Origin of the sequence: Bradyrhizobium sp. 164 (assembly GCF_023073715.1) — a bacterium.
In the GTDB taxonomy this organism is placed as follows: Bacteria; Pseudomonadota; Alphaproteobacteria; order Rhizobiales; family Xanthobacteraceae; genus Bradyrhizobium.
On record NZ_JADPKA010000039.1, the window covers coordinates 1 to 12,263 of the forward strand.

Below are 12,263 nucleotides of genomic sequence, written 5' to 3' on the forward strand. Positions count from 1 at the left end.
GCGTGCACGGTTTTTTTTTGAAGCTGATGCCCTCACCGGCAAAGAAGCGCGAGAGCATCGACTTGTCGGCTTCGACGCCATGCCTGCGAAGCAGTCGCTCATGCGAAGACGGAATCATGCCTGGCGATTCGACGGAATCCTGAAAATGAAACTGCAAGTTCCGATGCCCCAAGCATCTAAACCCTGCAATCGCAAAACAGTCCACAAAGACAAATGTGATCCTAGCTCAATCGCTTAGCCGCTCTTCACGGACCACTTCGTTTTTCGTCCCACTGCATTGCGCTGTAGATCAAAACCCGAATCCCGAATCATAAGTATTTCGAGGAAACATCATCCAGTTCGGTCAGCTTGCTGCCATGGTCGTAAACCCGCACTTTCATGGTGGATAACCCCTTAGAAGCGCACCTGCAATGGCCGGAAGGAACGCGGGGATAAGCCACGGAAGGACGGCGGCTCCTTCGCCGGATCTAGACGGAGATTCGGAAAGCGAGCGATTAGTGCCTTAACACTCTCTCGCATAAGAAGTCTCGCCAAGTGCATGCCCGGGCAGATTCGCGAGCCAACGCTAAATTGCAGGTGATCGGTGGGGCGCTTGCGGTTCAAGTCGAGCATGTGAGGACAAGAATAGTGATCGGGATCTCGCCCCGCTGCGGCGTGCAGTAGGCAAAGCTTGTCGTCCTTCTTCACCGTTACGCCCGCGAGAGACACGTCCCTGTTAGCCTTTCTGAATCGCCACGGGAGCGGCCCCACGAGTCGCAACGTTTCTTCGACAAGCACGTTAAGAGGACCCTCCTGATCCTTCGTCACGATTTCGCGCACAGCGCGATCGGACAGGAACATATAGATCAGATTGGCTATGGCATTCTTTGTCGTGTCTCCAGCGCCGAGCGCAATGTCTCTCACGATCCCAATAATGTGGTCGACATCCGTGTCACGGAATTCCTCCTCGGCACGGGTCCAAATCTGGCTGATGAAATCGCTTCCCCTCGCGCGCTTCCGCCCGAGGATCAGTGGCAAGAGAATTTTGTTGAGTTCGGCGGATGCGCGCAACGCCGGCCCGTTCGCTTCGTCGTCGGCGAACCTCATGGTGAAACTCGCGATAATATCGTCGTTATATCGGGACATGTCTGCCATGAGCGCGTCATCCTTCCACGGAAGTCCGAAGAGCGATGCCATGACTCGAACCGTCACCTCGTCGGCGAATTGGGAACCCAGTTCGGCACTTCCTTCTTCAGCAAAGCGGTCGATGATGTGGTTGATGACGGGCAGAACATGCTCGGCCCGGTACTCCGGCATCAGCGAAGTGTTGAGGAACTTGAGATAGAACCGGCGCATTCGCGCATGCTCTTCTCCCGTCAAGACGGAAACAGCCGTCCTGCCGGGATCGCCCTTTATCTCGAACGATACAGGAGGCTCATCCATGGGCGGGAGAGCCCGATATGTGCCTTCGTCGAATTCTACTGTCCTGCAGAGGTCGTAACTCAACACTACCCAGCATTTGAAACCGGAGTCCCAAAAGAGCGGCCCCCCCTTGCGCAACTCTTCGTAAGCTGGGAACGGATCTTTATCGATAAGCGACTTTATGGACCACTCTGCGGGAAAGGGGGGGTTCGCATTAGTCATCTCAGGTTCCTTGTCTGCAGACGAAGAAGTTAGCAACAGACTGCGAATAATGGCTGCAGACAGCCGCGTATTGTCGCACAAAAGCTGCAAATCGACGTGCGTATGTGCTGAGGACGGCTTCCGGTGTGCGGCACGTGTGACTCTTCAAGGAGATGTTACGGCGCCATCCTGAACTCGGCAGCTGCATTCGTCGTACACTGGAACCTCGGATCCGTGCCCCGCCGATCCACGAGCAGTACAAGGCACGACCTCTCGTCTGTTGGGCGCCAGAAGTGAATGCTCGTGAGTGTCTATTTGGTACCCTTGCGAACTAGGCTCGCGCAATCCAAGTCATCACAGAGCGGCCCGCACTGATCACTGGAGCATTCTCGACGTTTGAATCGATTTTGGATAAGCGTTCGACGGTTTGGCACTGGATGAAATTTCCATACAACGAAGCAACAATCCCTGAACGTTGTTTCTCCTTAACCAACACATCGATTGTAAGCGTAGCGCCGAGGCCCTTTGGATTGTTTGTGCGGAGTCTTGAGAGCACCGTTAGAAGAGTCATCTTCTGGAAGGGTGCTCACAATGGACGACCATTCTGGCGACATAAGACGACCGTTGTCACCGCGTGTTGAAGTGTTCGCAGGCGCAGGTCGCAAGCGCTGGCCGGATGATTTGAAAGCGCAGATTGCTGCGGAAAGCCTCGAGCCGGGGTCGGTTGTCACAGACGTCGCCCGTCGCCATGGCTGCCGGCCCCAGCAGGTGCATGACTGGCGGCGCCGGGCGCGTTTGGGCCAGTTGGTATTGCCGGCGTCGGCGGACACGCTGTCGTTCGTGCCGGTGATGTCGGAATCGGCGTTGCCTGCGGCCGCAGACCCCTCCGGGTCGCCGGAAGCCACCGTTGCGACGGTTGAGTTCCAGGGCGCGCGCGTGGAGGTGCGCGGGGCGCCTGGCCTTGCTGTATTGAGCGATGTGTTCATTGCGCTCCGGCGGATACGTTCATGCTGACGCCACCCGCGAGCCTCATGATCTACGTGGCGACGCAACCTGTCGACTTCAGGAAGGGAGCGGAAGGCTTGGCGCTGCTGGCGAAGGAGACGCTGGGCCATGACCCGATGAGGCGTGGCGGTGGTGTTCCGTGCGAAGCGCGCCGATCGGGTGAAGATTGTCGTCTGGGACGGCAGCGGCCTTGTGATGTACTGGAAGCGGCTCGATGGCAGCGGCTTCAAATGGCCGCCGGTTGTTGACGGTCTGATGCGGATGAACGCCGCGCAGCTATCGGCGCTTCTGGCCGGGACGGATTGGACACGGATGCACGCACCTCGAATGCAGCAGCCGAAAGCACTTGCGTAGTGCATAAAATCTTCGCTGCATCGTGACGCGAAGCATGGCAGACTCGGGCCAATGAGTGATTTGCCCGATGAGCCGCCGAGCGATCCCGCCGAATTGCGTGCCTTTGCCGCGGCTCTGCTGGATCGCTGCGCCAGGCTCGAGCGGTTGCTCAAGCTTGCAAAAGATGCGCAGTTCGGTCGATCCTCGGAAAAGCTTGACGCTGATCAGCTGCAGCTTGTTCTGGAGGATATCGATCAGGCCGTCGCGGCTCTCGAAGCAGCTGAGGATCGCGTCAATCCCAGAACCTCCGAGAAGAGATCGGCGGAGCGTAGAACCAACCGTGGTCAGCTTCCGGAGCCTTTGCCGCGCGTCGTCGAGACCCTGATGCCCGCTGCAACCTGCTGTCCGTCCTGCAAAGGCGATCTCTTTGAGATCGGCCACGATGAGAGCCAGAGGCTGGACCTCGTGCCGGCGCAGTATCGCGTCATCGTCACCCGCCGGCCCAAGCTGGCCTGCCGCGCCTGTCATGGCGTCGTCCTCCAGCACGCCGCGCCCGAGCGACTGCTCAGGGGAGGATTGCCTACCGAGCGACTGGTCGCGCATGTGATCGACGCCAAGTATCATTGGCATTTGCCGCTTTACCGACAGGCGCAGATGCTGGCGACGCACGGTATCGCCATCGACCGTTCCACGCTCGCCTTCTGGGTCGGCTATGCCGCCCAGGAATTGAAGCCCTTGTGGCATCGTCTGCGCCAGCTTCTGCTCGCCTCCTCGAAGCTCTGTGTCGATGAGACCCCCGCACCGGTGTTGGATCCGGGGCGCGGCAGGACCAAAACCGGCTACTTTTGGGCGCTGTCACGCGATGACAGGCCCTGGGCCGGACCTGACCCACCTGGCGTGGTCTACGCCTATGCACCGGGCCGCGGCGCCGTTCATGGCTTGCAGCTGCTTGAGGGCTATCGCGGCATCATCCACTGCGACGGCTATCAGGCTTACAAGACCATGACCCGAGAGACGCGTGCGGACGCCTTGTCCGGGACGCTCGCCTTCTGCTGGTCGCATCTGCGGCGCCAGTTTGTGAAGATCGAGCGCGAGGCTGCGCCGGCGCCAGCTCCGGTTGCCCGCGAGGCTCTTGAGCGCATCGCCCAGCTTTACGCGGTCGAGAAAGTACTCCGCGGCCGATCAGATGCCGAGCGCCGTGCTGGCCGACAAGCGCATGCCCGACCTCTGGCTGCAGCCTTGAAGCAGTGGTTTGAGGCCAAGCTTGCTCACCTAGCGCAGAAGGGCGAGACGGCGAAGGCCCTGCGTTACGCGCTGCGTCATTGGGACGGCCGGACGTTCTACCTTGATGACGGGCGCATCGAGATGGACACCAATGCGGTCGAGCGAGCGATGCGGCCGATCAAGCTCAATGCCAAGAACTCCCTTTTTGCCGGTTGCGACGGAGGTGCCGAGAATTGGGCATTGCTGGCTTCGCTCATTGAGACCTGTAAGCTCAATGGCGTCAGTGCAGAGCACTGGCTCGCTGACGTTCTCTCCAAGCTCATCAATGGTTGGCCTGCGGCGCGACTGGACGAACTGCTTCCCTGGGCGTCGACCTATACGATGCATACACACAATCCGAGGCTGGCGGCATGAGCCTGAACACGACCGCGGTCCGGATCAAGGTGACCCTCAAGGTGTGAAGCCGGAGGTAATGCGTCGCCTTGTCGTACCCGTCACCCTGCGCCTTGATCGGTTGCATCTGACGCTTCAGGAGGCATTCGGCTGGACGAACAGTCACCTCTTCGAGTTCTTCGCTGGTGAGGTCCGTTGGGGATTCCTGATCCCCACAACGATTACGGCCACCAGCCCATGGATGCCCGCAAAGCGCGGCTTTGCGATATCGTTCGCGAGACCGGCGCCAACACGATCCACTATCTCTATGACTTCGGCGACAGCTGGGACCATGTGATCAAGCTCGAAAAATGGTTCGAGAACACCACGACGAAGGGGCTTCCCTTCCTGCTCGAGGCCGCCGGTCGTTGTCCTCCGGAAGACGTCGGCGGTGCGCCCGGCTATGCCGAATACCTCGCCGCCATCAGCGACCCCAGCCATCCCGAGCACGAACACATGCGCCTCTTGAGCCCGGAGCGCTTCGATGCCAACGTCGTCGTCTTGATCTAGGTCGAACCCAATTCTGCGACCGCTCCTGAGCTCAATCCAACGATCTTTACGAATTCGTTCGAAAAGCCGGTTCGCCTCGTCTGGATCAATACGATCAGGTGTCTCTCCCGAAAGTCCAAGGGCAATTGCCTTGTCGGTTGCATGCCCCTTCGTCCAAAACTCAAATCTCTTTGCTCAGCGATCCTTTCATCTCGCGAATACGGAGCTGAATGGCCTCGCATTTATCGTCTGCCGCGCATTATTTCGGCTAGATGAGGAGCCAACGTAGGGATTTCGGATTTGAAGCTATGAAACCTATCGTTTCCGGCGTTGCCGGCAGGGCAAGTGTTACGAAATCGCCGAACGGCAGCAAGCAAGACGGCGGTCACTGCGTCCAAGCTCAAGAAGTGGTTGGTCGACTGGAGGTTGAGGCCGGTGACGAACTTCGAGGTCGACAAAGCCGGCGATTCGGCATCTACTCTTCCCCATGATATCGAGTCTGCGAAGTCTGTGGCGGCGTTCGGAAAGTGAAGCATCCTCTCTCCGCCGATTTCCGCACCGGGCCGATATTGTGTTAGCAATGCCGCTATCAGATTAACGCGCCGAAGAGAACATTTCGGCTTCGCGCAGGTCATTAGTAAACACGGAGGAGGATAGACCCTGCGAACTGTGTTGTGCAGTCCGAGCACCGAATCGAAATCGCTGCATCAAGTAGAGGATAGGCGCAAACGTCTCGTGCTCAGCAGGTCCGGGGGGTTGCGCAACCATTTCGACCGCGGCCGGACGGACATAACTGGCGTCGGCGGGCCCTTCGATGGCTACACGATTGCCGCCATCGTGAGGCTCTCGGCGCCATACCAACCTGCTGCTTTAAAGGTGTAGGGCGCGTTCGAGCAGCGATTGGGAAGCCAGCACCGTCAGTGGCGCTTGCTCCGAAGGCTTCAAAACAGCCGGGGTCCAGGCCCACAGCGGGATCGGGAAGAAGGCGCAGACAATTCCCGTGACGCAGAGAGGGCGCCAGCTCGCTGCAACCATTGGTCCGACCGCATTAGCGATCGATGGTCCAAAGCCCCCCTGAAAAAGCTCGAACGCACCGACCGCCGAGCTTCGCCCTGTGTCGCGCTAGCAAGTGATCCAGCCCCCATCAACCTCAGAGCTTGACCGAGCAAGTACGCTAGTTTTTCATGTGTTCCAAAAGAGCTTACGCTCCAACTTGGTGATTCTCTCAGCACCCTTTTCTGTGATCAGTATCATTTCGCTCAAGGCGATACCGTTCGCGATGAACACCATGTGAAACACCATTCCAGGCTCCAGAAACCAATGAGCTCGGCCGAAGATGGCCGAAAGTTAAGTCCGAGGGAGTAACCCGTTTTGTTCGTGAAGCTCTTTCGAAGCCCCGAGACCAATAACGCTTCCGGAATGCCTCATGAATGTCAGCCGCAATTGCTCCGGCCTTCATCATAGCGAAGCCGTCATCTTGAACACGAATGAGCGCTTCCGCCGTACTTATCTGCCGCGCGCTAGGTTTACCGGCAATGGCAGTCCGCATGATGCGAGCAGAATACTTATGCTTAATGCCAGTTGGCTCGAAATAGATCTGGTCTCCTTCAGCTAGTCGCCAATCGGTAAACCCACCATGGATTACGTCGCCGCGATCCCCTGAGATAATCACTCCAGAAAAAGGCGACTCGCCTCCCGCCCGGATTATTTCAGCAAACACAATGCCTGCGAGATCGCGTTCGGTCATACCAGCCGAGGTTCTTTCAAGACCCGCTTTAACGCCCGCCTCCACAACCACAGCAGCCTCGCGAATACAGTCGATCTCGGCCGGCGATTTGATGATTCGCAAGTGGTCGACGATCCTAGGCTCGGCCACAAATGACGCGTGAGGCATTTTTGAGGAAGGTGTGAACATCTCCGAGGTGGCGCGACGCAATGGCGTTTCCCGCGGGCTGCTCACGGTGTGGCGACGCCAGGTTGCGGCGGTGGTAGCCGGCAAGGCGTCGAGCTTCGTGCCGATCCAAATTGGGGCCGAGAGCGACGGCGAGACGGCCGGCGAGTCCGAGCGCAGTTCGCCAGCACAAACGAGGCCTTTGGAGATCGCCGCGCCGCCGGCGAAGGCCTGCGGAGTGATCGAGATCGAACTGGGTGGGGCGCGCATCCGGGTTGAGCCGGGCGTGGAGCTGGCGACGCTTTCGACGGTGCTGTCGGCGCTTCGGGACATCCTTGATTGCGCTGCGGTCTGACCTCAAGGTGGTGCTGGCGACACAGCCGGTCGATTTCCGCAAGTCGGTGCACACGCTGTCGGCGGTGGTGAGCGAAGCGCGCTTGACGTCGAGAACGAGAGGCTGCGCGTGGCGATGCAGACGCTCAAGGAGATGATCTTCGGGAAGAGCTCGGAGCCGCTTGCCACGCTCGTAGCCGAGCAACTCGCGCGCCGCAACATCGGCGCGCTGTGCCCAAGCACCTGCTGCGCTGTGAGCAGGTGCTGGAGCCGGAGGCGACCGCCTGCCCGTGCTGGCAGAGCCAGCTCCACAAGATCGGCGAGGACGTCAGCGAGGTGCTGGACGTGATCCCGGCGATCCTGCGCGTGCTGCGGACGATCCGCCCCAAAATACGCCTGCCGCGGCTGCACCGATGGCGTGGTCCAGGTGAAGGCGTTGCCGCGCCTGATCGAGAGCGGCATGGCCTCGACCGCGCTCGTGACTCACGTGGTGGTCTCCAAGTTCGCCTGGTATCTGCCGCTGTACCGACAGGTGCAAATCCTGGCTAGTCAGGGCATCCATCTCGACCGGGCGACGCTGGCCGGCTGGGTGAAGCGTGCGGCCTGGTGGCTCAAGAGCCTTATGAGCTCCAGCTGCGCACAATCCAGGCCTCCCCGCGCGTGTTCTGCGACGAAACTCCGATGCCGGTGCTCGATCCCGGACGACATCGCACTCGCATCTGCCAGTTCTGAGCGCATGCTATGGATGACCGGCCATGGGGAGGCCCTTCGCCGCCGGCGGTCGCCTACGTGTTCGCCGACGGCCGCAGCACCGAGGAGATCGCCGGACAATTGACGGATTTTTCCGGCATTCTGCAGGTGGACGGTTATGCCGCCTACAAGGCGCTCGCCTGCGACCATGGCGGCGCGATCCAGCTCGCCTTTTGTCTCGCCCATGCCAGACGCAAATTCGTCGAGGTGTTCAAAACGACGGAGTCGCCGTTCGCGCGAGGTGATCGAGCGCCTGCGGGCGGTCTATGCGATCGATGCGGAGATCCGCGGCAAGAGTGCGGAGCAGCGGCTGGCCACCCGCCGCACCAGGAGCGCAGCGTTGATGGCGGCGCTCAAGGCGCGACTGACCGAGATCGTGGGCCAGCTCTTCTCCCAGTCGAAGCTGGCAGAGGCGATCAACTATGCGCTCAATCACTGGGATGGCCTGACGCTGTTTCTCCGCGACGGCCCCGTCGAGGTCGATTCCAATACGGTCGAGCGTTCCATGCGCCCGATTGCCGTGGGAAGACGCAACTCGTTGTTCAGCGGCAGCGAGGGCGGCGCCGAGAGCTGGGCGATCCTGGCGTCGCTCGTGAACACGGCAAAGCTCCATGAACTCGATCCGCAGGCCTACCTGGCCGACGTGCTGGAGCGCATCGTGTCCGGGCGAACCAAAAGCCATCAGCTGCACGAGCTGCTCGCCTGGGAACTGGAAGGCGGCGCGCCAGCGCACCGCACAGGCCGCGGCATGAGCCCGCGTCGTCATAAAGCAGCGTCGGCGATGGCGGCAGCCGCGATGCCACTTGAGGAGCTCGAGCGATGGCTCCAGGCTCGCGTTGATCGGCATCCTGTCGCCACCAGCATTCCCACGCTCGACGGCTACGTCGCCGCGATCGTGACCGGACCGGTGTCGATGAGCCCGCTCGGCTGGATCTCCCCGCTGCTCGCCATCGATGCCGATGCTTTCAACCACGGCGGCACCCCGGAGTTCGCGGCGATTTCCGCCGTCGCGCTGCATGATAACGAGATCAGCCAGACCCTTTCGACCACGCCTCGCCAGTTCGCGCCGATGCACCGGCGCCAAGCCAATGGCGATATCGATGCGCGTCCCTGGTGCCAGGGCTTCTATGTCGCGATGCGGCTCAGGCTGTCGGCGTGGGCGCCGTTGCCGGACACCAGCAACGTCAATCACGGCCTGCTGCTACCCGTCCTGCTGCACTGTCGCGACGATCAGGCCGTCCGCTGCTCGGACCGCCGCGAAGCGGCCGCGAGACCGAGGACTTTCTCCGCAACGCCCACCTCGATATTCCAGCGGCCGTCGAGGCGCTGCGCCAATACTGGATGCCGATCCGCTACGCACGCGCCCGCTGATCACTGCGGACGTGGGAACTCATACCGGTTACGATTGAATTGGCATAAAGGCGATCTCGCTTGCGATGATCGTGCAGCCTGAAGGTACAGTGCGGGAGGTTCTGCATAATCTGAGCGGCTGAAGCGGTCATGGTAAGTTCGGTGATTGCGAAGATCACCGCTCGTAGATGAGCTTGGACCGGCGATGACCGTGAGAAGATTTTGACCGATGTCTGTGTAGTCAAAGAGTTGTTGAGGTCGGAAAAGGGATTCCTGAAGACGCTGATCCAGAGCGCGGTCTTCGAGATGCCGGTCGTGCCCATCGCTTGCACCAGGTCGTCCCCCCGAACGGTTCGAGACGCACTGCACATAGGCTTCCTGCACCACGGCGGTAAGCGCCTTCTCGGCCATTCGCCGAGGCTCCAGGAAACCCGGGAAGTAGGAGGCCTTGCGCCTAGCAGGCTGTTGAAGAACTCACCCGCGTTCGCAAACGAAGGCTGAATCGTCGCCATTATGGATGTAGAAGTGGCCGACGAGCCTGCCCGCAGTGCCGATCATAGCCCATCCACGACCACAGGACGGATCATTCTCGTCGTGCCCCTCCCATGAGAACTCGGCGCAGGCCGATCCGTCTCGGGTGCCGTAGCGCACGTCCAGAAAGCCCCTGAGAGCCCCAAAGGCGATTTCGCCATCGGACTTGCCCTGGAAGGTGAGATGCGCCTGCTCGACGAGGTCGAGAAAGTCGTTGTCCCAGACGTCCATCTCGACGATGCGCCAGCAAAGGCCTTGGCGAAGCCGGGCACCTTGGCCATCAGCCGGTCTCCGCGATCAGCTTGGGCAGTCGCACCAGATTGTAGGCGGTAGCAGCGAAGGTAAAGGCCCATGCGACGTGATCACGGCCACGGAAGTTGGTCTTCTCGGCGACCGTCTTGATCCAGCCGAATGCCTCCTCGATCCGCTTGCGGATGCGCTGGCTGACGGCATACGCCCGTCAATCGCAGAGCTACGGCCGCTGGTGTTCGGTGCAACATGCGGCGTCACGTTCATCGAGCGCAACTCATTGACGAAGTCTTCTGCATCGTAGGCTTTGTCGGCGCCAAGCGTGATCGCTGTCGGCCGGTCGGCACGAGGCTCGATCATGTGCAGCGCGGCCGCCCGTTCGCCATGCCCGTCCGCCAGCGTGAGGCAGGCGTCGACGAGCAGGCCGTGGCGGTTCTCCATCAACCCGTGCCCGATGAAGCACAGCTTCGTCTCCTTGCCTTTGCCCTTGCGGTAGAGCCTGGCATCGGGATCGGTGGTCGACGCATGGGTGCCGTTCGAGCGTTTCTGGCCATGGAAGTTCGCCTCAGCATTGCGGCCGCCGCCTTGCGCCGGCGGCTCGCCAGAGCCGTCCTTCGGCCTGATGCTCTTCATCGAGGCCCAGGCCTCGATCAGCGTGCCATCGACCGAGAAGTGATCGCTCGATAGAAGCTTCTTCACCCTGGGCTGCGCCAGCACCGCCGCCAGGAACTTAGCCGCGATGTTGCCTTCCAGCAGCCGGTCGCGGTTCTTCGAGAACACCGAATGATCCCAGGCTGCGTCGTCGATGCCGATTCCGACGAACCAGCGGAACAGCAGGTCCAGCCGCTCCATCAGAAGCCGCTCAGAGCGGATGGAATAAAACGCCTGCAACAGCATTGGCCGCAGCAGCTTCTCTGGCGGGATCGACGGCCGCCCAATCGGCGAGTAGAGCGCGGCAAACTCGCACTCCAGCGCCGACAGCGCCTCGTTCACAATCGTCCGGATCGCTCGCAGCGGATGATCACGCCGCACCCGCGCCTCAAGATCAACGTAGCTAAACAGCTCGCCCGTTCGATTGTCGCCGCCGCGCACGCACCATCTCCGAATCCCATCGGAGCCAATGAATCACGGTCGACGGTCGGCGGCGAGCGCCTTTTTCAACAGCCTGCTAGGGATGCGTAGTTCGACTGCGCCGGCGCGGGTCTCCCAGGTCCGGCCGAGGTAGCCATTGCGGCGGGCCAGACGGTCGGGGGGCTTCTCGCCATAGGCGGCCCCGGTTTGGATTTCGACTTCCAGCTCCATCAGGCGTTCGGCCGCAAAGCCGATCATCTCGCGCAACAGATCGGCATCAGGGGTGTTCTCCACGAGCGTGCGCAGGGTGATCATGTCATCGTAACTTTGACATCGTGAGAGCGGCACCACGAAACGACCGTGTCGTTCATGAACGCGCTGTCGTCGTGAATAGGTTCTGCACGCACTCAAGAGTCTCGACCACAAGAGCTGCTTCACGCACGACAAGCGGAAAGTATTCTGTCCACCCCGTTTCGATATTCACCATTGTTAGGGTCTAAATGAAGGCGCCGGATACGGACATGCCTCCATGCGCGACCAAATCCGCTTCACAGTACCCCGGCGGAGGTGACCCCGAGTCATTGAATGTACGCACCGGGACTTGCCGCCGTACGGCACTCAAAAAGCCCGCCCGCTGTCGGCGTTCTCCGGCTGCTGCGATCTTTACATCACTCAGCAGGCGATCGATCGTCGCCGCGCTCACCCTCAAAACCTTCGACCGCTCATCGGCAGAAAGCGTCAATCTGCCGTGCCTTGAGCCGGAAGCAAGAACGGGATCACCGTTACGAGCCGCTTACGGCAGAGCCGGTCAGAGGCGTCCCATTACTCCGCTAAAAATAGATCCTGGACAACTTCCTTGTTGTGTCTGGGGCGGAGCTGCCGAATCAGTTCGGTGGCGGCTATGTGCGGATTCCGACGAAGTCGCCCGGGTGTACCGATATGAAGTCGCCCGGGGGATTCCGAGACGATGTCGCCCACCTTTCCGATTTGATCTCGCCCGGGG

The 12,263-nt window shown here is 60.6% G+C and carries 12 protein-coding genes and 6 pseudogenes; 10 read left to right on the top strand and 8 right to left on the bottom strand.

Going from position 1 to position 12,263, the window contains the following annotated elements; genetic code table 11:
• The coding region (locus IVB01_RS14750) for a hypothetical protein (protein WP_247494666.1) at positions 1-238 on the top strand (238 nt) is incomplete at its 5' end.
• Between the two features lie 155 nt (positions 239-393).
• Here the strand turns inward: IVB01_RS14750 and IVB01_RS14755 are convergent.
• Positions 394-1,623, bottom strand: a complete 1,230-nt coding sequence (locus IVB01_RS14755) for a cytochrome P450 (RefSeq protein ID WP_247494667.1) — start codon at positions 1,621-1,623, stop codon at positions 394-396.
• Positions 1,624-2,193: 570 nt separating this feature from the next.
• Between IVB01_RS14755 and IVB01_RS14760 the strand changes: the two genes are divergently transcribed.
• The 5 genes from IVB01_RS14760 (at position 2,194) to IVB01_RS14775 (ending at position 5,106) form a co-directional block, all read left to right on the top strand.
• The gene (locus tag IVB01_RS14760) at positions 2,194-2,616 is read left to right on the top strand and encodes a transposase (protein WP_247494668.1); all 423 of its coding nucleotides are present in this window, start codon (positions 2,194-2,196) and stop codon (positions 2,614-2,616) included.
• A 114-nt stretch (positions 2,617-2,730) separates the two neighbouring features.
• A complete protein-coding gene (gene tnpB / locus IVB01_RS14765) occupies positions 2,731-2,961 on the top strand; it encodes an IS66 family insertion sequence element accessory protein TnpB (protein WP_247494669.1) in 231 nt (76 codons plus the stop codon).
• 51 nt (positions 2,962-3,012) lie between these two features.
• The gene (locus IVB01_RS14770; RefSeq protein ID WP_247494670.1) at positions 3,013-4,578 is read left to right on the top strand and encodes an IS66 family transposase; all 1,566 of its coding nucleotides are present in this window, start codon (positions 3,013-3,015) and stop codon (positions 4,576-4,578) included.
• Between the two features lie 58 nt (positions 4,579-4,636).
• Complete coding sequence (locus tag IVB01_RS35355; RefSeq protein WP_253075153.1) at positions 4,637-4,894, top strand: plasmid pRiA4b ORF-3 family protein; 258 nt, start codon at positions 4,637-4,639, stop codon at positions 4,892-4,894.
• On the top strand, positions 4,795-5,106 hold the full coding sequence (locus tag IVB01_RS14775; RefSeq protein ID WP_253075154.1) for a plasmid pRiA4b ORF-3 family protein: 312 nt from the start codon (positions 4,795-4,797) through the stop codon (positions 5,104-5,106). The genes IVB01_RS35355 and IVB01_RS14775 overlap by 100 nt, the downstream gene beginning before the upstream one ends.
• 3 nt (positions 5,107-5,109) lie before the next feature.
• On the opposite strand, the pseudogene IVB01_RS14780 reads toward IVB01_RS14775, so the two are convergent.
• From IVB01_RS14780 to IVB01_RS14790, 3 genes and pseudogenes are all read right to left on the bottom strand, one after another.
• A pseudogene (locus tag IVB01_RS14780) lies at positions 5,110-5,232 on the bottom strand (hypothetical protein); the annotation flags it as partial.
• Between the two features lie 447 nt (positions 5,233-5,679).
• Complete coding sequence (locus IVB01_RS14785; protein WP_346659340.1) at positions 5,680-5,946, bottom strand: aldehyde dehydrogenase family protein; 267 nt, start codon at positions 5,944-5,946, stop codon at positions 5,680-5,682.
• A 364-nt stretch (positions 5,947-6,310) separates the two neighbouring features.
• Positions 6,311-6,934 (bottom strand): M24 family metallopeptidase, encoded by a 624-nt coding sequence (locus IVB01_RS14790; RefSeq protein WP_247494671.1) that lies wholly within the window; start codon positions 6,932-6,934, stop codon positions 6,311-6,313.
• A 58-nt stretch (positions 6,935-6,992) separates the two neighbouring features.
• Here IVB01_RS14790 and IVB01_RS14795 point away from each other — a divergent pair, with 58 nt between their 5' ends.
• The 4 genes and pseudogenes from IVB01_RS14795 (at position 6,993) to IVB01_RS14810 (ending at position 9,512) form a co-directional block, all read left to right on the top strand.
• Positions 6,993-7,331: a transposase gene (locus IVB01_RS14795; RefSeq protein ID WP_247494672.1), complete on the top strand. Its 339-nt coding sequence runs from the start codon at positions 6,993-6,995 to the stop codon at positions 7,329-7,331.
• Between the two features lie 209 nt (positions 7,332-7,540).
• Entirely contained in the window at positions 7,541-7,858 is a 318-nt protein-coding gene (locus IVB01_RS14800; protein WP_247494673.1) for an IS66 family transposase zinc-finger binding domain-containing protein, read from the top strand.
• Positions 7,770-8,710 (top strand): annotated as a pseudogene (locus IVB01_RS14805) (IS66 family transposase); the annotation flags it as partial. The gene IVB01_RS14800 and the pseudogene IVB01_RS14805, both read left to right, overlap by 89 nt.
• Before the next feature lie 145 nt (positions 8,711-8,855).
• A complete protein-coding gene (locus tag IVB01_RS14810; RefSeq protein ID WP_247494674.1) occupies positions 8,856-9,512 on the top strand; it encodes a UPF0149 family protein in 657 nt (218 codons plus the stop codon).
• A 193-nt stretch (positions 9,513-9,705) separates the two neighbouring features.
• On the opposite strand, the pseudogene IVB01_RS14815 reads toward IVB01_RS14810, so the two are convergent.
• The 4 pseudogenes from IVB01_RS14815 to IVB01_RS14830 form a co-directional block, all read right to left on the bottom strand.
• Positions 9,706-9,853, bottom strand: a pseudogene (locus IVB01_RS14815) (transposase); the annotation flags it as partial.
• Between the two features lie 30 nt (positions 9,854-9,883).
• A pseudogene (locus IVB01_RS14820) lies at positions 9,884-10,221 on the bottom strand (hypothetical protein).
• Positions 10,221-11,281 (bottom strand): annotated as a pseudogene (locus IVB01_RS14825) (IS5 family transposase). Before IVB01_RS14825 ends, IVB01_RS14820 begins: the two co-directional pseudogenes overlap by 1 nt.
• A gap of 81 nt (positions 11,282-11,362) precedes the next feature.
• Positions 11,363-11,575 (bottom strand): annotated as a pseudogene (locus IVB01_RS14830) (transposase); the annotation flags it as partial.
• Positions 11,576-12,263: the final 688 nt, after the last annotated feature.

What these genes read in the sequence shown, in the direction of transcription:
- IVB01_RS14755 (WP_247494667.1), bottom strand. Translation starts at nt 1,623, where the DNA reads ATGACTAATGCGAACCCCCCCTTTCCCGCAGAGTGGTCCATAAAGTCG.
- IVB01_RS14810 (WP_247494674.1), top strand. Translation starts at nt 8,856, where the DNA reads ATGCCACTTGAGGAGCTCGAGCGATGGCTCCAGGCTCGCGTTGATCGG.
- IVB01_RS14775 (WP_253075154.1), top strand. Translation starts at nt 4,795, where the DNA reads ATGGATGCCCGCAAAGCGCGGCTTTGCGATATCGTTCGCGAGACCGGC.
- IVB01_RS14770 (WP_247494670.1), top strand. Translation starts at nt 3,013, where the DNA reads ATGAGTGATTTGCCCGATGAGCCGCCGAGCGATCCCGCCGAATTGCGT.
- IVB01_RS14760 (WP_247494668.1), top strand. Translation starts at nt 2,194, where the DNA reads ATGGACGACCATTCTGGCGACATAAGACGACCGTTGTCACCGCGTGTT.
- IVB01_RS35355 (WP_253075153.1), top strand. Translation starts at nt 4,637, where the DNA reads ATGCGTCGCCTTGTCGTACCCGTCACCCTGCGCCTTGATCGGTTGCAT.